Below are 22383 nucleotides of genomic sequence, written 5' to 3' on the forward strand. Positions count from 1 at the left end.
GAGACGGTCGCGGCGCCGGTCGCGGTCAGGGGCGGGCGGGCCGGACCCGGCCGCGCACCTCGGCCAGCGCGAGGCGGGCGCCGTCCGGGCCCGGCGCGGTCGCCGAGATCGCCACCTCGTCGCCGTCCTCGAGGAACGCCCGCTCGGTGCCGTCGGGCAGCCGCAGCGGCTCCGCGCCGTTCCAGGACAGCTCGATCAGCGCCCCCCGGGTCTCGCGCACCGGCCCGCTGACGGTGCCGGACCCGAAGAGGTCGCCGGTGCGCAGCGAGGCGCCGTTGACGGTGAGGTGGGCGAGCATCTGCGCGTACGTCCAGTACATCCCGGCGAACGGCGGCCGGGCGACGACGTGCCCGTTCAGCCGCACCTCCAGCGCGAGGTCCAGGCCGTAGGGGACGGGCGCGGCGCGGTCGTCGAGGTAGGGCAGCGGGGCCGGGTCGCGCGGCGGCGGGTCGGTGCGCGCGTACCGCAGCGCGTCCAGCGGCGTCACCCACGCCGACACCGACGTGGCGAAGGACTTGCCGAGCATCGGCCCCAGCGGGACGTACTCCCACGCCTGGATGTCCCGCGCGGACCAGTCGTTGAGCAGGCACAGCCCGAAGACGTGGTCGTCGGCGTCGGCGAGCGCGACCCGCTCGCCCCGCGCCGAGGGCGTGCCGACCACGAAGCCGACCTCCGCCTCGATGTCCAGCCGTACCGAGGGCCCGTACGACGGCTCCTGCTCGCCGGGCTCCCGGCGCTGCCCGCAGGGCCGTACGACGTCGGTGCCGGACACCACCACGGTGCCCGCCCGGCCGTGGTAGCCGATCGGCAGGTGCTTCCAGTTCGGCGGCAGCGCGTCGGCGCCCGGGCGGAAGATCCGCCCGACGTTCGAGGCGTGGTGCTCCGAGGCGTAGAAGTCGACGTAGTCCGCGACCTCGAACGGCAGGTGCGGCACCGTGTCCGTCAGCGGCAGCAGGCAGGGCGCGACGGCGGCGCGGTGCTCCGGTGCGGTCAGCCAGGAGGTGAGGGCGGCGCGCACCGTCGTCCAGGCGGGGCGGCCCGCGGCGAGCAGCGGGCCGAGTGACGGCGCGGCCAGCAGGTCCGCGAGGTCGGTCGGGGCGCCGGTGGCGCGGGCGGCGGCGCCGGCGTCCAAGACGTGGTCGCCGTAGCGCACGCCGAGACGGCGGCGGGTGGGGTCGGCGGGGGTGCTGAAGACGCCGTACGGGAGGTTGTGCACGCCGTAGGGCGCGTCGTGCGGGAGGTCGAACGGGTCGGCGGGGCTCAACGGACCTCCACGGGGGTGCGGGTGCGGCTGGTGCGGTGCGGGCGGTGCCGTGGTCGCGATGATCACGGAAACGTCCCGAGGGTATCGGGGGCGGCGCGGGGCGGGGCGGCAATCGGGTTTGGAGCTGCCCGGGCGGCAAACGTAAAGTTCGCCCCACGGGTGGGCGGGGCGCAGAACCCGGCACCCATGGGGATCACACGGAGAGCAGCGGTTTCATGACGGCGACCACGCAGGACCTGTACGGGCCCGGGCCGGACCCGGCCCACGGCGGCGAGGGCCTGCCCGACGACGGCGACCCTGCCGCTGCCGCTGCCGCTGCCGCTGTCGTGCCCCCGGCCGACCCCTCGGACGTCCCCGGGATCGACCCCGAGCGCCTCGCGCTGTGCCTGGCCGTCCTCGCCGAGCTGGACGACCTCCCGGTCGACCACCCCGACGCGATCGCCGTACGCCGCGCCACCGCCGGGATCTACCGCACGGTCAAGCAGCGCCGCCGCCAGGAGCGCCGGGCCGCCAAGACCGCCAACGACAAGGCCGTCACCGAGGCCACCGCCACCGGCGCCGCCGACCGCATCGACGACGAGACCCTCGGCATCCAGCTCGCCACCTCCGTGAGCACCGAGCTCGCCGGCATCCTGGAGCGGCCCCGCTCCTGCTACGTGTGCAAGACCCGCTACGTCGAGGTCGACGCCTTCTACCACCAGCTGTGCCCGCCGTGCGCGGCCGAGAACCGGGCCCGCCGCGACTCCCGCACCGACCTGACCGGGCGGCGCGCGCTGCTCACCGGCGGCCGGGCCAAGATCGGCATGTACATCGCGCTGCGGCTGCTGCGCGACGGCGCCCACACGACGATCACCACGCGCTTCCCGAACGACGCGATCCGCCGCTTCAAGGCGATGCCGGACAGCGCGGACTGGCTGCACCGGCTGAAGATCGTCGGGATCGACCTGCGCGACCCGGCTCAGGTGGTCGCGCTCGCCGACTCCGTCGCCGCCGACGGGCCGCTGGACATCCTCATCAACAACGCCGCCCAGACCGTACGCCGCTCGCCGCGCGCCTACAGCGAGCTGGTCGCCGCCGAGAGCGCGCCGCTGCCCGCCGGGGAGCTGCCCGCCTCCGAGGTGCTCGGCGCCTTCGGGTCGGGCGCGCAGACCGCCGCCGCGCTGCCCTCACCGCGCGGTGAACTGCTCACCCCCGACGACGTCACCGGCCTCGCCCTGGTCAGCGGCTCCGCCTCGCTCGCCCGGATCGCGGCGGGCACCGCGATCGACGCGGGCGGGCTCGTACCGGACCTCGACGCCAGCAACACCTGGGTGCAGACCGTCGGCGAGGTGGACCCCGTCGAACTGCTCGAGGTCCAGCTCTGCAACGTCACCGCGCCGTTCGTCCTCATCAGCCGGCTGCGGCCGGCCATGGCGGCGGCCACCGCCCGGCGCAAGTACGTCGTGAACGTCTCCGCCATGGAGGGGCAGTTCAGCCGCGGCTACAAGGGCCCAGGCCACCCCCACACCAACATGGCCAAGGCCGCGCTCAACATGCTCACCCGCACCAGCGCGCAGGAGATGCTGGAGACCGACGGCATCCTCATGACCGCGGTCGACACCGGCTGGATCACCGACGAGCGGCCGCACCCGGACAAGGTGCGGCTCGCCGCCGAGGGCTTCCACGCCCCGCTCGACCTCGTCGACGGCGCCGCCCGCGTGTACGACCCCGTGGTGCGCGGCGAGCGCGGCGAGGACCTCTACGGCTGCTTCCTGAAGGACTACCGCCCCTCGGCGTGGTGAGGGCCCGGGCGGTGTGAGCGCGCGCCCTACCCTTGCCGGGTGGCCCTCTTCACCGTCGAACGCACCACCGACCTCCCGCCGGACGAGGCGTGGCGGCGCCTGACCGCCTGGGAACGCCACACCGCCACGGTGCCGCTGACCCGGATCGAGGTGCTCACCCCGCCCCCGTCCGGCGCCGGCACCGTCTTCGTCGCCCGCACCGGCCTCGGCCCGCTCTCCTTCGCCGACCCCATGCGCGTCGAGGAGTGGCAGCCGCCCGGCGCCGACGGCCGCGGACACTGCCGCCTGGTCAAGACCGGCCGGGTCGTCCTCGGCTGGGCCGAACTCTCCGTCCGCCCCTCGCCCACCAGCCCCGGCACCCACGTCCGCTGGCGCGAGGACCTCCGCGTCCGGGGCCTCCCCGACCCCCTCTTCGCCCGCCCCACCACCCTCACCGCCCGCCCCCTCTTCACCCGCGCCCTCACCACCCTCCTCACCACCCCCGCCTGACACCGGCTCACGCTGCCGTCCGCCGCGGAAGCGGCCGTTGGGTATGCTCCGGGGGTATGAGGACCGGGACGGCGTCGCGCCATGCACGGATGGGTGACCCGGGGGTGTTCTGAGCGCCGGGCGGGGGCCGCCTTCGTCGCGTTGGTCAGGGGTGTGGAGGATCGACGACGACAGGAGAGCTGATGTCCATCAAGACGGTGCACGTTCCGACGGCGGACGGGGTGGCCGACGGGTTCGCGGCGCTGCCGGAGGGCGGCGGGCGGCACCCCGGGGTGCTGATGTACGCCGACGGGTTCGGTATCCGGCCGGTGGTGCGGGAGTTGGCCGAGGAGTTGGCCGGGCACGGGTACTACGTGCTGGTGCCGAACTACTTCTACCGCCACGGCCCGACGCCGGTGGTCGAACTGCCCGCGTATATCGGGGCGGAGACCCGGCCCGCGGTGTTCGCGCAGGTGATGCCGCTGATCAAGGCGCACACCACCGACCGCGTCCTGAGCGACGCGGAGGCGTACCTGCGGTACCTCGCCGCGCGGCCCGAGGTCGCCGCCGGGCCGGTCGCGGTGACCGGCTACTGCGTCGGCGGATTGCTGGCGCTGCGCACCGCCGTGGCCCACCCGGACCAGGTGGCCGCCGTCGCCGCGTTCCACGCACCCGTGGGCGCCGTCGGGCCCGACGATCTCGCCCGGCTGACCGCCGAGGTCCACTTCGGCCACGCCGAGGGCGACATGACGCCGGACGCCCTCGCCGAGTTCGACCGGAACCTGGCAGCCGCCGGCATCGCCTCCACCTCCGAGGTCTACCCCGGCACCGTCCACGGCTTCACCATGTCCGACACCGACTCCTTCGACCCTGCCGGGCTGCGACGCCACTGGACCCGCCTGCTCCCCCTCCTGGCCCGCACCCTCCGGACGCCCTGACCGCCCCCGGGCCGTTGCCCCGGCCGGCCGCGCGTGACGGCCGGCCGGGGCAACGGCGGCTGCCTGCCTAGCCGTTCGTCTGCTGCCAGAAGCCGCAGTTGTGCTGCTGGGCCAGGACGGAGGCGGGGGTGAGGACGCTGTCCCCGGCCGGGGCCAGGTCCATGACGAGCCCGCCGGTGGCGCCGGAGGTGTTGCGGAAGGGCGACCAGGCGGGGGCGCCGTCGACGGTCGGGTTGCCGGTGCGGGCGAAGCCGGACCACTGGGCGACGAGCTGGTCGCGGAACGCGGCCTGGTCGGGGTCGAACTGGACGGCCGGGGGTTCGAAGAAGTCGGGGGAGAGGTAGACGACCTGGCCGCTGTGGGGCGAGCCGAGCGGGTAGCCCCCGTTGGGGGACAGCGCGTCGGTGTCGTCGAAGACGTAGGAGAACACGGTGGTGTGCCGGGCCAGTTCGGCCGCCGCGCGGAGGGACGGGCAGACGCTGAAGGCGTCGGCCATGACCGTCCGGTAGGCGATCAGCGGGGAGGAGTCGGGGTAGCGCGCCAGCGGGTAGCGGGCCATGACCGCGGCGGTGCTGTCCCCGAACTGCTGGGTGAGCAGGGCCTTGTACTGCGCCGGGGTGGTGGCGAGCACCGACGGCTGGTAGATGCTGCCGTTGATCTCGTCGCGGGCCACCCCGATGACCAGGCTCGCCTGGTTGATCCGCCCGGTGGCGAACGCCTGGGCCGGCGACACCGGCAGCGTCGTGCCGTTGACGATGGGACCGATCGCACCGCCGACGGTCGGCGTGAAGAGCTGTCCCGCCGCGGTGACGAGCGTGTCCTCGGGCACGGCCCGCAGGCAGGCCGCCACGTCGCCGGACGACCCGCACCCCACCTTCGCCGCGAACGAGGCGCCGAGTTCCTGCGCCTGCGCCTCGGTGGGAAGGTCGGACTTGCAGTCCGCGGTCCACCAGATGGTGTCGTCGTTGTAGTTGTAGAACCCGCTCTCGCTGATTCCCTTTTGGAACAGCCCCTTCGCCTCGGGCGACGCCATGGCGGCGCACACACTGGCCCCGCCGGCCGACGAGCCCTCCAGCGTGACGTTTTCCGGGTCGCCCCCGAAAGCCGCGATGTTCTGCCGCACCCAGCGCAGCGCCATGTACTGGTCCTGGAGGCCGTAGTCGCCCGAATGCGCGCCGAGGGACTTGTCCGCGAGGAAGCCGAGGATGCCGAGGCGGTAGTTGATGGACACGACCACCGCGTGGCCGTTCGAGGCGATCTCGGAGTTGTCCAGCGGGTTGGCGAGGAGGAACCCGCCGAAGTGGATGTCGACGATCACCGGCAGCTTCGCGCCCGGCGCGGCGGTCGTCGGCTCCTGGATGTCGAGGTTCAGGCAGTCCTCGCTCATCACGGCCGGCGGCGCCTCCCCCTCCACGACCGGCTGCGGGCACGCGGCGCCCTCCCGCACGGCGCTGAACACGCTGGTCCAGGGGGTACGCGGCTGGGGTGCCTGCCAGCGCAGGTCGCCCACGGGCGCGGCGGCGTACGGCACGCCGAGATAGCTCCGGGTCGCGTCCTTGTCGATGCCGCAGAGCGGGCCGGCGGCGGGCCGCACCGTCGTACCGGCCGTACAGGAGACAGCGGACGTGGTGGCGGTGGCGGAGGCGTCGGCGGCCGAGACGGCGTCGGCGGCGGAGGCCGCCCCTCCCGCCGAGCCGGCGAAGAAACCGCTGCCGGCTATCAGGAGCAGGGTGAGCGCGACCGGACCGAACAGCCGGAACCGCCGCAAGACGGACTGAACAGATCTCATCATTCGTGGACTTCCATCGCGGAGTGGGTCGAATGCGGGAACGGATCGAATGCGGGAATACGGGAACGCGGGAACACGGGAATGTGACAATACGGCGTGACATGCCGGCGCCGCGGCGATGACGCGCCTACCAACGGCCTCGGCCGCGCGGCGCATTGACGTACCGGAGGCGTCGGAGTTTCACCGGGAACACGTGTGCGTGACGTTCCGGTTAATCGGCGGCGGGGGATCTCGGCGCGACTTTATCAAGAGTGCGTTCAGGTGGAAAGAAGATGCCGGGCGCGAATGCGCCGCCGTGTTCCCGCGGCGGATTACCCGGTCCAACGGGACGGAGTTCGCCGGGGGTTCGCCGTGTTTTCACCGGTTCGCCGCCGGGCGGCGGTGTGCGGGGGCCGGGCGCCTGGCCAGGCGCCCTATGCTGGGCGCGCGCGTCGCAGTGGGGGCGCGCGGGGGCGTTCACAGACACAAGGGGGGAGCGGGCCGTGCCCGTTGCGAGAGGCGTGAAGATCGGCGTCATAGGCGTCGTGTGTGCGGGGATGTTCGGCGTGGCCGGGTACGGGGCCTACAACGTGTACACGGCGCTGGACGGTTCGGGGGGCGGGCACAGCGGGTCCACGGCGGCCGCGACACCGGGGCCGTTGACGGCGAAGCAGGTCGCGGACACGGCGGGCAAGTTCCTGACCGCGTGGTCCGGGGGCGAGATCGCGAAGGCGGCGGCGCTGACGGACTCGCCGCAGACCGCCACGACGGCCCTCACCGGCTTCCGCAGCCAGGGCCACGTCACGTCGTTGGCGATCAGCGGCATCGTCCCGACGGTCACCGCGACCCCGGCGGGCGCGACGGCGGGCGCGACGGCGACGGCCGCCACGACGGCCCCGGCCGCCCCGGCCACCGCCACCCCCGCGGGCGGCGGCCAAGCCGACTTCACGGTCACCGCCCACCTGTCCGCCGACGGCGTCGCCACCACCTGGACGTACGCCTCGTCGCTGGCGGTGGACCACGACAGCACCGGCGCACCGGTCGTCACCTGGCAGCCGTCCGTCATCAACCCGGAGCTGGGGGAGGGCGACTCGATCGTCACGGGCACGGGCGGGGCACCCGCGATCGACGTGACCGACCGGAACGGGAAGGCGCTCACCGCCGCCGCCTACCCGTCGCTGGCCAGGATCATCGAGGACCTCAAGTCCCGCCACGGCGACCAGGTCAAGGGCGGCACCGCGGGCCTGGAGACGTATGTGCAGCACAGCGACGGGACACAGGGCAAGGTGCTGAAGGTCCTGCGCAAGGGCACGGACAAGAAGCTGCGGACGACGCTGGACGCGGGTGTGCAGGCGGCCGCGGAGAAGGCGGTGAAGGGCAAGAACGGCGCGGGCGTCACCGCGCTGGACATCGATGACGGCACCATCCTGGCCGTGGCCAACAGCGACCCGAGCGGCACCGACATCGCGTTGCAGGGCGCCGACGCCCCCGGCTCCACGATGAAGATCGTGACGTCCGCCGCGCTGATCGAACGCGGCATGGGCACGGGCTCCGCGGCGCCCTGCAACAGCACGGACAACGTGCAGAACGGCCGGATGTACCACAACGACTCGCCGAGCCTGCACAACGCGAACGCCGACCTGCTCTGGGACTTCGCCAACTCCTGCAACACCGGCTTCATCACGCAGGCGCCCAAGCTCGGCGCGAACGGACTGCGCGACACCGCCGCACAGTTCGGCCTCACCCAGCCGTGGAACATCGGCACCGCCACGCCCGACGACCAGCCGGGCTTCCCCGACGGCACCGGCGCCGACGAGCTGACCTCGGAGATGATCGGGCAGGGCCGGGTGGTGGCGAACCCGCTGATCATGGCGTCGGTCGCCGCGACCGCGGCCACCGGCAGCTTCCACGAGCCGCGGATCGTGGCCGCCGGGATGATCAACGGACGCATCACCGCGGCCGGCGTCGGCTCGCGCGTGTCGGGCGACCTGCGGGAGCTGATGCGCGGCGCGATCACCAACGGCACCGCCACCGGCGTGATGAGCGGCTTCGGGCCGGACTCCGGGGCGAAGACCGGCTCCGCGGAGGTCGACGGGCAGGCCGCCACCAACGGCTGGTTCACCGCGTTCGCCGGCCGGGTCGCGGTCGCCGCGGTCGTCCACGACGCGGGGTTCGGCAACACCTCGGCGGGCCCGATCGTGGCGCAGGTGCTGCGGGCGTCCTGACGGCCCCGCCGGCCGTGGACGCGGAGGTGCGGTCGTTCCGGTCCGCACACGGGCCCGCGGTCGACGGCGCCGTGGGAGCCCGACACCCGGAAGGCGCCGACCGGTTCGTCGGCGATGCGCCCGCGCCCCGGTCCGCAGCGCACCCCGACCGTCAGCTCCCCGGCGCCCGCGGCGGCGGCGCGGTGCTGTCGCGGACGACGAGTTCGCTCGCCACCTCCACCCGCGTGGTCTCGGGCGCCTGCCCGGCCAGCAGCGTGAGCACCATGCGGGTGGCGACCGCCGCCATCTCCGGCAGCGGGGTGCGGACGGTGGTCAGCCGCGGCGTGACCCAGTCCGCGAAGTCGAGGTCGTCGAACCCGACGACGCTCAGGTCCGTAGGGACCCGCAACCCCAGGCGGTCCGCGGCGCGGTACGTGCTCAGCGCCTGCTGGTCGCTCCCGGCGAAGATCGCGGTCGGCCGGTCCGGCAGCCGCAGCAGGTCGAGCGCGTGGTCGTACGCCGGGCCGCGGGAGAAGTCGCCGTAGCGGACCAGCGCCGGGTCGTAGGGCAGCCCGGCCTCCTCCAGCGCCGAGCGGTACCCGTCGACCCGGGCGCGCGAGGCCAACCGGTCCGGCGGGCCGCCGATCACCGCGATCCTGCGGTGGCCCAGCCGTACCAGGTGCCGGGTCGCCGCGAGGCCGCCCGGCCAGTTGGTGGCCCCCACCCAGGGCACGCCCGGCGGCGGTTCCTCGGCCGGTGCGATCAGCGCGAACGGCAGCCCCAGCCGGGCGAGTTCGGCCCGGTGCTCCTTCGTCAGCGACGGGACGACCAGGATCGCGCCGCGGGTCGGCCGCTCGGCCAGCGCGTCCAGCCAGTTGCGGGCCGGGCCGCCCTCGCGCTCGTGGGTCGCCGAGACGACCAGGCCCATCCCGACCGCGTGCAGGGCCGCTTCGGCGCCGCGCACCAACTGGGCCGCCCAGGGGCCGTCCAACTCCCCTATCACGAAGTCGATCAGGCCGCCCGGGGCGAGCGCGGTCGGCACCGCCCGCCCGCGCGGCGCGGCACCGTACCCGTGCTGCTCCAGCAGCCGCTGCACCCGCGCCCGGGTGCGCGAGGCGACGTCCGAGCGGCCGTGCAGCACCTTCGAGACGGTCGACACGGACACGCCCGCCTCCGCGGCCACCCGGGCCAGCCCGCCCGCGCCGCCCGCGTCGTCGGGTGCCGCCTCCCGCGCCTCCCGCGACGTGTCCCGCGCCATCGTTCCCCTGCCCTTCGCCTCACGCGCCTTCGCCTCACGCGCCTTCGCCTTACGCGCCCGCCCTGCCGGAGCAGTATCGCGAACCCGCGGCGGCGGCGCGCACAGGTGCCCTACGGTGGGAGGCGCGGGGCACCTGGGAGACGGGGGAGGCACAGGTGGAGGCGGAACTCACCGCGCTTGCGGCGTCCGGCGCGACCACGCTGGTGCAGCTCATGGTCCAGGACGGGTGGAGCCACGTCCGCGGCCGGCTCGCCGCCTTCTTCGCCCGCGGCGGCGACGGCACCGCGGTCGACGGCCAACTCGACGCAGCCCGTACCGAAGTGGTGACCGCCCGGCAGTCCGGCGACACCGGCACCGCGGCCGACGTCGAAGAGGAGTGGCGGGCCCGGCTGCGCCGCGTCCTGCGCGCCGACCCGGCGGCGGCCGCCGAACTGCGGGCGCTCCTGGCGGAGTTGGGCGCCCCGCCCGCGGCCGCCCCGATCAGCGTGGTCCACAACACGATCGACGGCGGCACCCAGAACGCCCCCTTCGTCCAGGCCCGCGACATCAACGGCGCCCTCACCCTGGGCACCCCGCCGCCCCCTCCCGCCTGACCGGCCCGGCCTCCGTACCGCCCGGGCCCCCGGTCCGCGCATGCCGTGCCCGCCGCCCCCGCCGTGCCGGCCGCCCCCGCCGCGCCCGACCCGCCGGCGGGGTGCGGGGCCTCCGGCTTGCCTTCGAGCGTTCTCCAGGTCCTAGCGTCAGCGGCGTCCACCAGCCCTCGACGTACCGCCCGGCCCGCCGGGCAGGAGGAGTATCCGCGCATGATCACCCGAACCACGCTCGGCTCACCCGGTCTCACCGTCAGCGCGATGGGCCTGGGGTGCATGGGCATGAGCGAGAGCTACGGCGCCGCCGACTGGGACGGCGGCCTCGCCACCATCGGCCGGGCCCTGGACCTGGGCGTCACGTTCCTCGACACCGCCGACGCCTACGGCACCGGGCACAACGAGGTACTGGTCGGCCGGGCCGTCCACGGCCGCCGGGACCAGGTGCAGCTCGCCACCAAGTTCGGCATCGACCGCAGCGGCGGCGACCGCGCTCGCCGCATCCGCGGCGCCCGGGACTACGTCCTGCGCTCCTGCGACGCCTCGCTGCTGCGGCTGGGCGTCGACGTGATCGACCTGTACTACGCCCACCGCCCGCCCCAGGACGTGGAGATCGAGGAGACCGTCGGCGCGATGGCCGAGCTGGTCCGGGCGGGCAAGGTCCGCCACCTGGGCCTGTCCGAGGTCGACGGCACGCTGCTGCGCCGGGCGCACGCGGTACACCCGATCGCCGCGGTGCAGAGCGAGTACTCGCTGTGGACCCGCGACGTCGAGGCGGTCACCCCGGTGATGGCCGAGCTGGGGGTCGGGCTGGTGCCGTACTCGCCGCTGGGACGGGGGTTCCTGACCGGCACCCTGGACCGCTCCGCGCTCGGCGAGAAGGACTTCCGGCGCGGCAACCCCCGCTTCGCCGGCGCGGCGGGCGAGGCCAACGAGCAGATCGCGCGGACCGTGCGCGAGGTGGCCGACCGGCTGGGTGCCACCCCGGCCCAGGTGGCGCTGGCCTGGGTGTACGCCCAGGCCGAGCGGCTCGGGGTGGCGGTGGCGGCCATTCCGGGCACCCGCAGCCCGGCCCGGCTGGAGCAGAACGCGGCCGCGCTGGAACTCACCCTGGACGCCGAGGCGCTGGCCGCGCTGGACCCGCTGAGCGACCAGGTGAGGGGCGAGCGCTACACCCCCGCGCACACCGCGGAGGTCGCCCGGGGCTGAGCGGTGGTACGGCCCCGGCCCCCGGGGGTTCCGGTCCGGCCGCCGTGCGGTGGTACATATCGCTGCAAGGTTGCTGAAACGGCGGATCGGTACGCTTCGCGGATGGCCGACGTGCTGGACATCGCTGCGCTGCGCAGCTTCACCTCGATCGCCGACTGCGGCGGGTTCCACCGGGCGGCTGCGGCGATCGGGCTGTCGCAGTCGGCGGTGAGCCAGCATGTGCGGCGGCTGGAGAAGGCGGTGGGGCGGCCGCTGGTGGAGCGGGTCGGGCGGGTGACGCGGCTGACGGCGCCCGGGGAGATCCTGCTCGCCGAGGCGCGGAAGATCCTCGCCGCCCATGACGAGGCGCTGGCCCGCCTCGGCCGGGGCGCGGGCGGCGCCGCGGGGGCGGGCACCCTCGTGGTCGGCGCCACCGAGCACGCCGCCGACCGCATCCTCCCGGCGATCACGGGCGCGCTCAAGGAGCACTACCCGGGCCGCGGGGTACGGTTCCGGCTGGACCGCGGCACCCGGCTGAGCGACGGCGTGGACCGCGGCGCCATCGACGTGGCCGTCTTCGTCGGCGACGCGGGCACGGGCACGGGCGGCAGCGTGCCGGCCGGGGAACTGCCGCTGGCGTGGTTCGCGGCGCCCGGCTGGCGGATGCCGGCGCCCGGGGTGCCCGTCCCGGTGGTCGTCATCGACCACCCCTGCACGATCCGCCGCCGCGCGCTGGACACCCTGGCCCGGCACGGCGTGGCGTCGGCGGTCGTCGTGGAGGCGGCCTACCTCGCCGGGGTGATGAACGCGATCCGCGGCGGGCTGGGCGTCGGCCTGCTCGCCGACGTCGGCCCGCCGCCGGAGGGGCTCCAGCGGTGCGCGGACCTCCCGCCGGTGCCGCCGGAACCGCTCCACCTGCGGACCAGGGCGGACGCGCCGCCGGGACTGGCCGGGGCCACCGCCGCCGCGGTGCGCGACCTGCTGGCCGCCGCCGTCTAGTCGGCGGCCCGCCCGGGCAGCGGCTCGCGCGTCGCGATGGGCGCGAGGTCCGCGCCCTGCCGCAGCCGTTCCAGGAAGAGCACGACGGTCGCGGCGGCACTGCGGTGCGAGATGTCGTTGAAGGCGTCGTGCCGCCCGTCGGCGAGGGTCACCAACTCCGCGCGGGGCGCGGCCGCGTAGGCGGTGCGGGCCGCGTCCACGGGGCTTACGGGGTCGGCCGCGCCGTGCAGGCCGAGCACCGGGACGGCCACCTTCGCGAACTCCGCGCGGTCGTACCACTGCGGGGGCAGCGGCCGGAACAGCGCGCCGCGCTCCAGCCGTTCGGCCGCGGCCAGCCGCCCCTGGTGCGTGGGGCACGCGGTGCGCGTCCCCAACTCCTCCTCCCACTCGGCGCTTTGGGCGCCATCGGCGTCCTTGTCCGTCGGGAGCCCGGCCAGCAGCAGCGCGTCCACGGCCACCTCGCCGGCGGCCACCAGCCCCACCGCGAACAGCGCGCCCGCGTCCGACCCGGCCAGCACCACCGGCCGCACCGTGTCCGCGTCCGCCAGCACCTCCCGCACCTGCGCCGCTGCCTCCCGCGGCCACCTGCTCGGGTCGGCCACCGCCCGCACCCGGTAGGCGTCCGCGGCCAGCCGCGTGCCGAACCGCTCATACAGCAGCGGGTCCTCGCCGCGGCCCGGCAGCAGCACGACGGTGCCGCGCGGACCCAGCGCCGGCGGGATCTCCCAGGCCGCGGGGGCGGGAGCAGCGTTCACGGAAGTCATGGCGGTGTCCTCGGGGGGCAGGGGCGCGCGGGCGCGTGCGTACGGTGACGGGTGCGGGGGTGTACGGGGACGTACGGATACGGGTGCGGCCGCGGACGAGCGGACCCGGGGATGCGCGCCGGCAGCGGGGCGCGGGTCATCCGCGCCAGCACCCGGGCGGCAGCACTGGCCCGCGACGGTCGGACGGTGCCGCTAGCCGCAGCAACAGAGCGCAGGCGCCCCGCCGCGTGCCGGGCCGCAGGGGCCGGGTCGGTCCGCGGGCGGGTGCGTCGTCATGTCCCGAAGCATGCAGCACACGCGGCGCGGCCGTCCAACGACGATTCCTGATCACAGCCGATCACGTATCCGCATCGGTCCGCCCGCCCGTCCGCGGGCGGTCCGCTCTCCTTGCGGAAGCGCCGCGTCGGCGGCGATCACCCTTCCGTGCGCGGCGGTTCGAGGCGGGAGAGCCAGGCGGTCAGGAGGGCTTCGAGTTGGGCGGCCTCCTGCGGGGGCAGCGCGTCGAGGAGGCGGCGCTCGTTGCGCATGTGCTCGGTGAACGCCCGGTCGATCAGGTCCTGCCCGGCGGGCGTGAGCCGGACCACGCGGCCGCGTCCGTCGGCGGCGGCGCGGCGACGGGTGACCAGGCCGCCGCGCTCCAGCCGGTCGATCCGCTTGGTCATCGCGCCGGTCGTGACCATGGTGTGCGCGGCCAGTTCGCCGGGCGCGCGCTCGTACGGGGCCCCGGCCCGGCGCAGGGCGGCGAGCACGTCGAACTCGCCCTCGCTCAGGCCGAACCGGCGGTAGACCACGCACAGTTGCTCGGTGAGCATGCCCGCGACGCGGTGCAGCCGGCCGATCACGCCCTGCGGGGAGACGTCCACCCCGGGCCGTTCGCGGGCCCACTCCGCCTGGATGCGGGCGATGTGGTCGAGCGGCGGGCCGGAGCCGGCGGGTTCTGCGGGCATGGCTTCACTATAGCTTCCGTGGAAGGCATAGTATCTTCCATGGAAGCTAATTTTCGGTGGGTGCTCCTCGCGGCCGTCGCCCCGGTGGCCTGGGGCGCCAACTACTACGTCACCAAGGCGGCGCTGCCCCCGGGCGACCCGCTCTACGGCGGGGCGATCCGGGCGCTGCCGGCCGGGCTGCTGCTGCTCGCGCTGCGCCGCCGGCTGCCGCGCGGGGCGTGGTGGTGGCGGTCCGCGGTGCTCGGGGTGCTCAACGCCGGGGGCTTCTTCGCGCTGGTGTACCTCGCCGCGCAGCGCCTGCCGACCAGCACCGCGGCGACCGTGATGGCCGCGGCGCCGCTGGTGATGGCGCTCATCGCGTGGCCGCTGGTCGGCGAACGCCCGCGCGCCGCCCACCTGTCGGGCGCGGGCGTCGGCATCGGCGGGGTGTGCCTGATGCTGTGGGGCGGGTCGGGCGGCGCGGACCTGCTGGGGGTGGCCGCGTCCGCGGGCGCGATGCTGCTGTCCTCGCTCGGCTACGTGCTGGCCAAGCGCTGGGGCACCGGGGTGGACGTCCTGGCCTCCACCTGCTGGCAGTTGCTCGCCGGCGGCCTCCTGCTGCTGCCGTTCGCCGCGGCCTTCGAGGGCGCGCCGCCCGCGCTCGACGGCCGCGCGCTGTTCGGGTTCGGCTATGTCGCGGTGATCGCCACGGCCGTCGCGTTCACCGCCTGGTTCGCCGCGCTGAGCCGGCTGCCCGCGGCGACGGTCGGCCTGGTGGGATTGCTCAACCCGGTGACCGGGGTGCTGCTCGGCACCGCCGTCGCCCACGAGCCGCTCACCGTACGGCAGTTCGCCGGGCTGCCGCTGGTACTGGCCGGTGTGCTGCTCGGCCGTCCGGCGCCGGCGTCCGGGTCCGCCGCAACTGGTGACGGCGCGGGGAGCGGGAGGATGCCAGGCGGCTTCCGGCGCCGGCGCTCGCTCAGCGGCGCCGGCCGATGTAGCCGTCGGGGCGGATGAGGAGGCTGGTGCCGTCCGAGGCGTCGTAGGCCCGGTAGGCGTGCCCGTGGGTGTCGATGACATGGGGGCCGGTCGCGGCTTGGCCGGGGCGGAGGACCGCGAAGGCGTGGGGGGCGTCCGGTGCGGGTGCGCCGAACGTCAGTCGGGTGGCGTGGGGGCCGCGGTAGAGGTCGAAGAGCCGTATGGCCCGGCCGTCGGCGTCGGTGACGGGTGCGTCCGGAGCGCGGTCGCCCGCCACGACCCGTCCCTCGGCCGTCCGGTAGGAGACGTCCAACTGACGGGTGTTCGCGCCGCGTTCATGGGCGTCCTCAGCTCCCTCCCGGTGCTTGCGCAGGAGTTCGGTGCTGACGGTGAGGACCTTCTGGGCGGTCGCGCGCCGCTCGCTCTCGTAGCTGTCGAGCAGTTCGGGTGAGCCGTCGGCCAGCTTCCAGCCGAGGTTGTAGGCGTCCTGCACACCGGTGTTGAGCCCCTGCCCGCCGGTGGGCGGATGCACATGGGCGGCGTCGCCCGCGAGGAAGGCCCGGCCCACCCGGAAGCGCGCGGCCAGGCGGATGTTCGGCCGCCAGACGGTGGACCAGTCCAGCCGGGTCAGCCGGACGCCCGCGCCGCGGGCGTCCAACGCGGCCTGGAGGGTCTCCAGCGTGGCGTCGTCGTCTTCCTCGACGAGCGGCGCGTTGAACTGGAACAGGCCGGGCGTGCCGGGCAGCGGGCTCAGGCCGACGCCGGCCTGCGGGGCGTCCGCGCGGGCGAACCAGTAGCCCCAGGCGTGATCCAGTCCGTCGGCGGTCACGTCGCCGAGCAGCATCCGGACGGTCTCGTCCGTCGTCCCCTCGAAGGGGACGCCGAGGGTCCTGCGGACGGTGCTGCGTCCGCCGTCCGCCCCCACCAGGTAGGAGGCGCGTACGGTCTCTCCGGTGGACAGGCGCGCCGCCACCCCGTCCTCGTCCTGGGTGAAGTCGACCAGCGCCGTGCCGAGTTCGACGCGCACGCCGAGTCCGGCGAGCCGGTCCCGCAGGATGCCCTCCGTCTGGGACTGGCCGAGCACCCAGGCGTTCGGGTAGGGCACGTCGGGAGTCGCTTCCATCAGTTCGGCCGTCCGCCGGTCCATGACGTGGGCGCCGTCGAGGTGGACGCGGACCGTTGCCACCGCGCGCCCTCGCGCGAGGACCGCGTCGAGGACCCCGAGGTCCTCGAAGACCTCCAGGGTGCGCGGTTGGAGGCCGTCGCCCCGCGAACCCGCGAAGTGCTCGCTCGCCTTGTCGATGACGCGTACGCCGAGCCCGCGCCGGGCGAGGTCGATGCCCAGGGTCAGGCCGGTCGGACCGGCACCCGCGATCAGTACGTCCATGATCTGACCTCTTTTCTGAATCACTATTCAGTGAATGTGGGTTCAGTATGCTCGTTGGTACTGTTCCGGGTCAAGGAGGTGCCGTGAAACGCAAGGAGAGGGCCGCGGAGACCGAGGTCGCACTGAAGGCGGCGGCCAAGCGGGTCTTCGCCGAACGCGGCTACCTGAACACCAAGATCACGGACATCACCGCCGAAGCCGGACGCGCGGCGGGCTCCTTCTACAACCACTTCGCCGGCAAGGAAGCGCTCCTGGAAGCGCTCATGGCCGACATGTCGGCCGAGGGCGACACCCTGGCCGCCGCCCCCGGGCACCGGTCGGACTTCACCGATCCGGAGGCCGTCCGCGCACACATCGCCATGTACGCGCACGTCTACCGGGAGCACGCCGTGACGATGCGCGCCGCGCAGGAGGCCGCGTTGGTGAGCGGCGACATCGCCGCGACACTGGCCAGGTTCGAGGCGAGCGAGATGGCCGACATCCTGGGCCACGTCACCTGTGTCGCCGAGGCCGGCCGCCCCCTGCCCGCCTCGCCGGAGACCTCCCTGCGCATGGCGTTCGACCTGATCCACGCCATCCTGCGGGCCCGCCCGCAGCGCGCCGGCCAGGTGGACGACGAGGCGATCGAGGCGCTGACCCGTTTCGTCTACCGCGGGCTGAACGGCTGCGACTACTGAAGCCCCACTGTCGCGTTCGACGGCGTACGGCCGGCCGACGGGTGCCGATGGCCGTTCGGCGACACAACATGGCAGGTGCTCAGTAGGCCTGGACGCTGGCGAGGACACCGTCCTCACCGTCCCGCTCCCGCACCCCTGCCGCGAGGTCTCCCTCGCCGGTCAGCGCCGCCCAGCGCCGGTCAGCGCCGGGCCGGACCGGCAACCGCGGGATCGCGAGCACGCACCTGGCCGCGCTTCCTCCTCCGCCGAATTCCCCTGCGTCGAAGGCTGATCGCGCGATCCGGCGGGCGAGGCGTCCTTGTCGCGAAGGCGGGTCGGGGCGCAGGGTGGAAAGCGCGGCGCGCAGGGCGGGGGCGGGCCGGCGCAGGCAACGCTGGAGGAGCGAGGCGTCCCGCACGGGACGTGAAGGGGGTGCCGGTGATGGCGGACGACAGGGCGCGGCAGGCGGGTTGGGAGTTCACCGACGACCGGGGCAGCACCGCGACCGGACCGGGCACGCCGCCCCGCGTGGTGGCGTACGTACGGGCCGGGGCGGCGCTGTGGGAGTACGGCATACGGCCGGTCGCGGTCTACGGGTCCGGCCACGACAGCGCGCGGGCCGACCCGGCCAAGCTGGGCGGGCTCGACCCGCGGGAGGCGGCGTACCTCGGCGGGGGAGCGGACATCACCGCGGAGGTGCTGCGCGAGCTGCGCCCGGACGTCGTGGTGGACGTGACCTACGACGGCAAGTCGGCGTACGCCCTCGCGGAGGACGCCGTTGAGCAGGCGGGCGTGCCGGTGGTGGCGCTCGGCGTCGGGGGCGGGGCGCCGCTGCGGACGATCCTCGGCCGGTTCGCGGAGCTGGCGGCGGCGTTCGGTGCGCCCGCGCCCCCGGCCGACGGTGAACTGGCCGCCGCCGAAGCGGAGTTGCGTGAGCTGGCGGCGGGCGCCGGCACCGCCGGGGTGGTCGCGCTGTCGCCGGGCGGGCCCGAGCAGGTGCACCTGGCCCGGCCGGAGACCTGGCCGGAGCTGAGGCACCTGGCCGACCTCGGGGTCCGCACGCCCGACCCCGGCCCCGGCCCGGGCGTCAACTGGCGGACCACCGACTGGGACCAGGCGCTGGAGGCGGTCGGCGGCGCCGGGGTGCTGCTCGCCGACGCCCGCGCCAACGCGGTGCCGCTCGCCGAACTGGCCGGGGTCCCGGCCTGGCAGCAGCTCGCCCGCACCGCCCAGGTGCTGCCCTGGAACCCCGAACTGCCGCCCGCGCCGGGCGCGTACGCGCAGTTCCTGCGCGCGGTGGCGGCCGCGCTGCGCGCACCGGGACCGGCGGCGGGCTGACCGGTGGGCCGCCCGGGACCGCGCGGAAGGGCGGACCCGGACGGCCGTACGGGGCACTTCAGCCCGGCGGGCTCACCCGTCCCAGCGCCACTCGGCGACCTCCGGCAGGTCGGTGCCGTGCGCGCGGATCCAGCCCCGGTGCCGCAGCCGGGTGTCCTCCATCAACTGCCGTACGGGGGCGGCGCGTACGGCCAGCCCCGGCACCCGGTCGATGACGTCCATCACCAGCCGGTAGCGGTCCAGGTCGTTGCTGACGACCATGTCGAACGGCGTGGTGGTGGTGCCGATCTCCTTGTAGCCGCGGACATGCAGCTCGCGGTGGCCGCTGCGGCGGTAGGCGAGCCGGTGGATCAGCCACGGGTAGCCGTGGTAGGCGAAGACGACCGGCCGGTCCGCGGTGAACAGCGCGTCGTACTGCGGGTCGGACATCCCGTGCGGGTGCTCCTTCTCCGGCAGCAGCCGCGCGAGGTCCACCACGTTGACCACCCGCACCGCCAGCTCCGGCAGGTGGTGGCGCACCAACTGCGCCGCGGCCAGCACCTCCTGGGTCGGTACGTCGCCCGCGCAGGCCAGCACCACGTCCGGTTCGCGGCTGCCGTCCTCGGTGCCCGCCCACTCCCAGATGCCCGCGCCGCGGGCGCAGTGCGCGCGGGCGGCGTCCATCGTCAGCCAGTCGAAGCAGGGCTGTTTGCCGGCCACGATGACGTTGACGTAGTCCTTTGACCGCAGGGCGTGGTCGGCGACCGACAGCAGCGTGTTGGCGTCCGGCGGGAGGTAGACCCGCACCACCTCGGGGGACTTGTTGAGGATGTGGTCGATGAACCCCGGGTCCTGGTGGGAGAAGCCGTTGTGGTCCTGGCGCCACACGTGCGACGTCAGCAGGTAGTTGAGCGAGGCGATCGGGCGCCGCCAGGGCAGCTCGCGGGTCACCCGCAGCCACTTGATGTGCTGGTTCACCATCGAGTCGACGATGTGGACGAACGCCTCGTAGCAGGAGAACAGCCCGTGCCGGCCGGTGAGCAGATAGCCCTCCAGCCAACCCTGGCAGGTGTGTTCGGACAGCACCTCCAGGACCCGGCCGTGCCGGTCCAGGTCCTCGTCGGTGGGCAGCAGCCGCTCCTGCCAGGACTTCCCCGACGCCGTGTACACCGCGTCGAGCCGGTTGGACGCCGTCTCGTCCGGGCCGACGATCCGGAAGTCGCGGCGCTGCGCGGTCGCCGCCATCACCTCCGCCAGCAACCCGCCCAGCACGCGGGTGGGTTCGTGCAGCTCGGTGCCCGGGCGCTCGACCGGCACCGCGAAGCGGTCCAGGTCGGGCACCGGCAGCTCGCGCAGCAGCAGACCGCCGTTGGTGTGCGGGTTCGCGCCCAGCCGCCGGTCGCCGGACGGCACGCACGCGAGGACCTGCTCGCGCGGTCGCCCGGCGTCGTCGAACAGCTCGGCCGGACGGTAGGACAGCAGCCACTCCTCCAACTGGAGCAGGTGCTCCGGATTGGTGCGGACCTCCGCCAGCGGCACCTGGTGGGCGCGCCAGGTGCCCTCCACCGGCAGGCCGTCGACCTCCGCCGGGCCCGTCCAGCCCTTCGGCGTCCGCAGCACGATCATCGGCCAGCGCGGGCGGTCCGTGCCGTCCGGGACCGGGCCCGCGCCATGGCGTGCCGCCCGCTGGATCTGCGTGATCCGCTCCAGCGCGGTGTCCATCGCCGCGGCCATCTCCCGGTGCACCGCGGCCGGTTCGTCGCCGGCCACCACGATCGGGTCGTGCCCGTAGCCGCGCAGCAGCGCGTCCAACTCGTCCTCGGGGAGGCGGGCCAGCACCGTCGGGTTCGCGATCTTGTACCCGTTCAGGTGCAGGATCGGCAGGACCGCGCCGTCGTGCGCCGGGTCCAGGAACTTGTTGGCGTGCCACGACGTCGCCAGCGGGCCCGTCTCCGCCTCGCCGTCGCCGATCACACACGCCACCAGCAGGTCCGGGTTGTCGAACGCCGCGCCGTACGCGTGCGACAGCGCGTAGCCCAGCTCGCCGCCCTCGTGGATCGAGCCCGGCGTCTCCGGGGCGACATGGCTCGGCACCCCGCCCGGGAACGAGAACTGGCGGAACAGCCGGCCCATCCCCGCCGCGTCCCGGGTGACGTCCGGGTACGTCTGCGTGTAGCTGCCCTCCAGCCACGCGTTCGCCAGCACCGCCGGGCCGCCGTGGCCCGGGCCCCAGACGCAGATCGCGTCCACGTCCCTGGCGCGGACGATCCGGTTCAGGTGCGTGTGGACCAGGTTCAGGCCGGGGGAGGTGCCCCAGTGGCCCAGCAGCCGCGGTTTCACGTGCTCCGGGCGCAGGGGTTCCTTCAGCAGCGGGTTCGCGTCCAGCAGGTAGATCTGGCCGACGGCCAGATAGTTCGCGGCACGCCAGTGGGCGTCCAGCGCGGACAGTTCCTCTTCGGTCAGGCCGCTCGGCATCCTCAGTGGTCCTTTGTCGGGCATGTGCGCTTGCTTCCGCATGCTCAGGCGTACCCAGCGGCGGCGTGCGGGCGTACGCCCATCCGAGCGAGCCCCTCCGGGCGGGCTTGACGGTTCCCCCCGCCGTCGGGGGTGCGGTGCGGTTCCGGCGCGTGCCTGCGGCGGCCCGCCGTTGGGGGTGCGGTGCGTTCCCGGCTGCCGGCCGGTGGGTGGCTGGTCGCGCAGTTCCCCGCGCCCCTGGTGGGGGTGCTCGGCGTGGTCGGGTGCGCCGGTGCGCTGCGGAGCAGCCGCACGTACCCCAGGGGCGCGGGGAACTGCGCGACGAGCCACGACGTACCGGCAGGTAGCAGCGCTCCGCAGGGGCACTCACGCAGGGGCGCGGGGAACTGCGCGACGAGCCACGACGTACTGGCAGGCGGTTGCGGGCCGGAGGGGGCACTTACGCAGGGGCGCGGGGAACTGCGCGGCCGGCCACCTCTACGGCAGCAGCTACTTCCTGCCCGCCGGCTACGAGGACGCGATCGCGGCACTCGGCGACTTCGAGAAGGCACTCGGTTCGCTGTGACGCGACGCGCTCACTTCGCGGTGAAGTACGCGCCCGGGGTGCGGCCGGTCTCCTGCCGGAAGGCGGCGACGAAGGAACTCGGCGTGGTGTAGCCGACGTGGTGGGCGACCGCCGCGAGCGGGCGGTTGGCCGCCATGTGCTCCAGGCCCGCGCGCAGCCGGGCCCGGGTGCGCCACCGGCCGAACGACATCCCCGTCTCGGCGCTGAACAGCCGGGCCAGGGTGCGGGCGCTGGCGCCCACCTCCCGGCCCCACTCCTCCAGCGCGCGGTGGTCGGACGGGCGGGCGAGCAGCGCCTCGGCGACCTTGCGGGCCCGCTCGTCCAGCGGCATCGGCAGCTCGATGGTGGTCACCGCCACCGGCCGCATCAGGTCGAACAGCACCGCCTCCGCCCGGGCCCGCGGCTGCGCGCCGAGGTCCGGGTCGCCCAGGTGGGTGATCAGCTCGCGCAGCAGCGGCGGCACCCCGACCACCGTCGGCTGGGTCCAGCGCACCGGGCAGCGGTCCGGCAGCAGGTAGACGCTGCGCATCTGGGCCTGGCGGGTCGCCCCCGTGGTGTGCGGCACCCCGGCCGGTATCCACAGCGCCAGCGTCGGCGGCAGCACCCACGAGTGGTCCGCGATGTCCACGGTCAGCACGCTCGCCGGGGACCACACCAGCTGGTGCGTGCTGTGCTCGTGCTCGCCGAACCGCTGGCCGCGGGCCAGGTCGAAGTTGATCACCCGCAGCGCCTCGGCGGGCGGGGCCGCGGGGCGCTGGGCGGGCCGGCTGGTCGGCGACATGGTCACCGAACATAGCGCATCCCGCCCGCCGCGGAACCGCCGGAGGTTGCCCGGTGTGGGGTGCGGGCGGCGGGGCAGG

The 22383-nt window shown here is 74.8% G+C and carries 19 protein-coding genes; 10 read left to right on the forward strand and 9 right to left on the reverse strand.

Annotation, left to right across the window (positions count from 1 at the left end; all coding sequences use genetic code 11):
• Positions 1-25: 25 nt before the first annotated feature.
• Positions 26-1264 carry a fumarylacetoacetase gene (gene fahA / locus WA788_RS20600; RefSeq protein WP_335979432.1) on the reverse strand — a complete coding sequence of 413 codons (1239 nt, stop codon included), beginning with the start codon at positions 1262-1264 and terminating at the stop codon, positions 26-28.
• A gap of 215 nt (positions 1265-1479) precedes the next feature.
• On the opposite strand from fahA, the gene WA788_RS20605 reads away from it, so the two are divergent.
• From WA788_RS20605 to WA788_RS20615, 3 genes are all read left to right on the forward strand, one after another.
• On the forward strand, positions 1480-3045 hold the full coding sequence (locus tag WA788_RS20605) for an SDR family NAD(P)-dependent oxidoreductase (RefSeq protein WP_335979434.1): 1566 nt from the start codon (positions 1480-1482) through the stop codon (positions 3043-3045).
• Positions 3046-3084: 39 nt separating this feature from the next.
• Positions 3085-3534, forward strand: coding sequence for an SRPBCC family protein (locus WA788_RS20610; protein ID WP_335979437.1), 450 nt, complete (start codon positions 3085-3087; stop codon positions 3532-3534).
• 182 nt (positions 3535-3716) lie between these two features.
• Positions 3717-4451, forward strand: a complete 735-nt coding sequence (locus tag WA788_RS20615) for a dienelactone hydrolase family protein (protein WP_335979439.1) — start codon at positions 3717-3719, stop codon at positions 4449-4451.
• A gap of 67 nt (positions 4452-4518) precedes the next feature.
• Here WA788_RS20615 and WA788_RS20620 read toward each other — a convergent pair whose 3' ends face one another.
• Positions 4519-6243 carry a carboxylesterase/lipase family protein gene (locus WA788_RS20620; protein ID WP_335979441.1) on the reverse strand — a complete coding sequence of 575 codons (1725 nt, stop codon included), beginning with the start codon at positions 6241-6243 and terminating at the stop codon, positions 4519-4521.
• A gap of 479 nt (positions 6244-6722) precedes the next feature.
• On the opposite strand from WA788_RS20620, the gene WA788_RS20625 reads away from it, so the two are divergent.
• Positions 6723-8444 carry a penicillin-binding transpeptidase domain-containing protein gene (locus WA788_RS20625; RefSeq protein WP_335979442.1) on the forward strand — a complete coding sequence of 574 codons (1722 nt, stop codon included), beginning with the start codon at positions 6723-6725 and terminating at the stop codon, positions 8442-8444.
• Between the two features lie 151 nt (positions 8445-8595).
• On the opposite strand, the gene WA788_RS20630 is transcribed toward WA788_RS20625, so the two are convergent.
• Complete coding sequence (locus WA788_RS20630; RefSeq protein ID WP_335979443.1) at positions 8596-9681, reverse strand: LacI family DNA-binding transcriptional regulator; 1086 nt, start codon at positions 9679-9681, stop codon at positions 8596-8598.
• A 155-nt stretch (positions 9682-9836) separates the two neighbouring features.
• Here WA788_RS20630 and WA788_RS20635 point away from each other — a divergent pair, with 155 nt between their 5' ends.
• The 3 genes from WA788_RS20635 to WA788_RS20645 all read left to right on the forward strand — a co-directional run bounded on the left by WA788_RS20635 (position 9837) and on the right by WA788_RS20645 (position 12455).
• A complete protein-coding gene (locus tag WA788_RS20635; protein WP_335979445.1) occupies positions 9837-10274 on the forward strand; it encodes a hypothetical protein in 438 nt (145 codons plus the stop codon).
• 210 nt (positions 10275-10484) lie between these two features.
• Complete coding sequence (locus WA788_RS20640) at positions 10485-11477, forward strand: aldo/keto reductase (protein WP_335979447.1); 993 nt, start codon at positions 10485-10487, stop codon at positions 11475-11477.
• Between the two features lie 102 nt (positions 11478-11579).
• Complete coding sequence (locus WA788_RS20645) at positions 11580-12455, forward strand: LysR family transcriptional regulator (protein WP_335979449.1); 876 nt, start codon at positions 11580-11582, stop codon at positions 12453-12455.
• Here WA788_RS20645 and WA788_RS20650 read toward each other — a convergent pair.
• Together WA788_RS20650 and WA788_RS20655 are read right to left on the reverse strand one after the other, a co-directional pair.
• Positions 12452-13219, reverse strand: coding sequence for an alpha/beta hydrolase (locus WA788_RS20650; protein ID WP_335979451.1), 768 nt, complete (start codon positions 13217-13219; stop codon positions 12452-12454). The two genes, WA788_RS20645 and WA788_RS20650, sit on opposite strands and share 4 nt — an antisense overlap.
• Positions 13220-13632: 413 nt before the next feature.
• The gene (locus WA788_RS20655; RefSeq protein WP_335979453.1) at positions 13633-14166 is read right to left on the reverse strand and encodes a MarR family winged helix-turn-helix transcriptional regulator; all 534 of its coding nucleotides are present in this window, start codon (positions 14164-14166) and stop codon (positions 13633-13635) included.
• A gap of 39 nt (positions 14167-14205) precedes the next feature.
• Between WA788_RS20655 and WA788_RS20660 the strand changes: the two genes are divergently transcribed.
• The gene (locus tag WA788_RS20660; protein WP_335979455.1) at positions 14206-15162 is read left to right on the forward strand and encodes a DMT family transporter; all 957 of its coding nucleotides are present in this window, start codon (positions 14206-14208) and stop codon (positions 15160-15162) included.
• Here the strand turns inward: WA788_RS20660 and WA788_RS20665 are convergent.
• Complete coding sequence (locus WA788_RS20665; protein ID WP_335979456.1) at positions 15125-16510, reverse strand: FAD-dependent monooxygenase; 1386 nt, start codon at positions 16508-16510, stop codon at positions 15125-15127. The two genes, WA788_RS20660 and WA788_RS20665, sit on opposite strands and share 38 nt — an antisense overlap.
• A gap of 83 nt (positions 16511-16593) precedes the next feature.
• Here WA788_RS20665 and WA788_RS20670 point away from each other — a divergent pair, with 83 nt between their 5' ends.
• Complete coding sequence (locus tag WA788_RS20670) at positions 16594-17187, forward strand: TetR/AcrR family transcriptional regulator (protein WP_335979458.1); 594 nt, start codon at positions 16594-16596, stop codon at positions 17185-17187.
• A gap of 79 nt (positions 17188-17266) precedes the next feature.
• Here WA788_RS20670 and WA788_RS20675 read toward each other — a convergent pair whose 3' ends face one another.
• Positions 17267-17407: a hypothetical protein gene (locus tag WA788_RS20675; RefSeq protein ID WP_335979459.1), complete on the reverse strand. Its 141-nt coding sequence runs from the start codon at positions 17405-17407 to the stop codon at positions 17267-17269.
• Between the two features lie 200 nt (positions 17408-17607).
• Here WA788_RS20675 and WA788_RS20680 point away from each other — a divergent pair, with 200 nt between their 5' ends.
• Entirely contained in the window at positions 17608-18504 is an 897-nt protein-coding gene (locus WA788_RS20680) for an ABC transporter substrate-binding protein (RefSeq protein ID WP_335979461.1), read from the forward strand.
• A 72-nt stretch (positions 18505-18576) separates the two neighbouring features.
• Here the strand turns inward: WA788_RS20680 and WA788_RS20685 are convergent, their stop codons facing one another.
• Together WA788_RS20685 and WA788_RS20690 are read right to left on the reverse strand one after the other, a co-directional pair.
• Positions 18577-20958 carry a phosphoketolase family protein gene (locus WA788_RS20685; protein WP_335979462.1) on the reverse strand — a complete coding sequence of 794 codons (2382 nt, stop codon included), beginning with the start codon at positions 20956-20958 and terminating at the stop codon, positions 18577-18579.
• Between the two features lie 575 nt (positions 20959-21533).
• A complete protein-coding gene (locus WA788_RS20690) occupies positions 21534-22304 on the reverse strand; it encodes an AraC family transcriptional regulator (RefSeq protein WP_335979463.1) in 771 nt (256 codons plus the stop codon).
• Positions 22305-22383 lie beyond the last annotated feature (79 nt).

The sequence above is a fragment of the Streptomyces sp. CA2R106 genome, from assembly GCF_037034245.1.
Classification (GTDB): Bacteria; Actinomycetota; Actinomycetes; order Streptomycetales; family Streptomycetaceae; genus Actinacidiphila.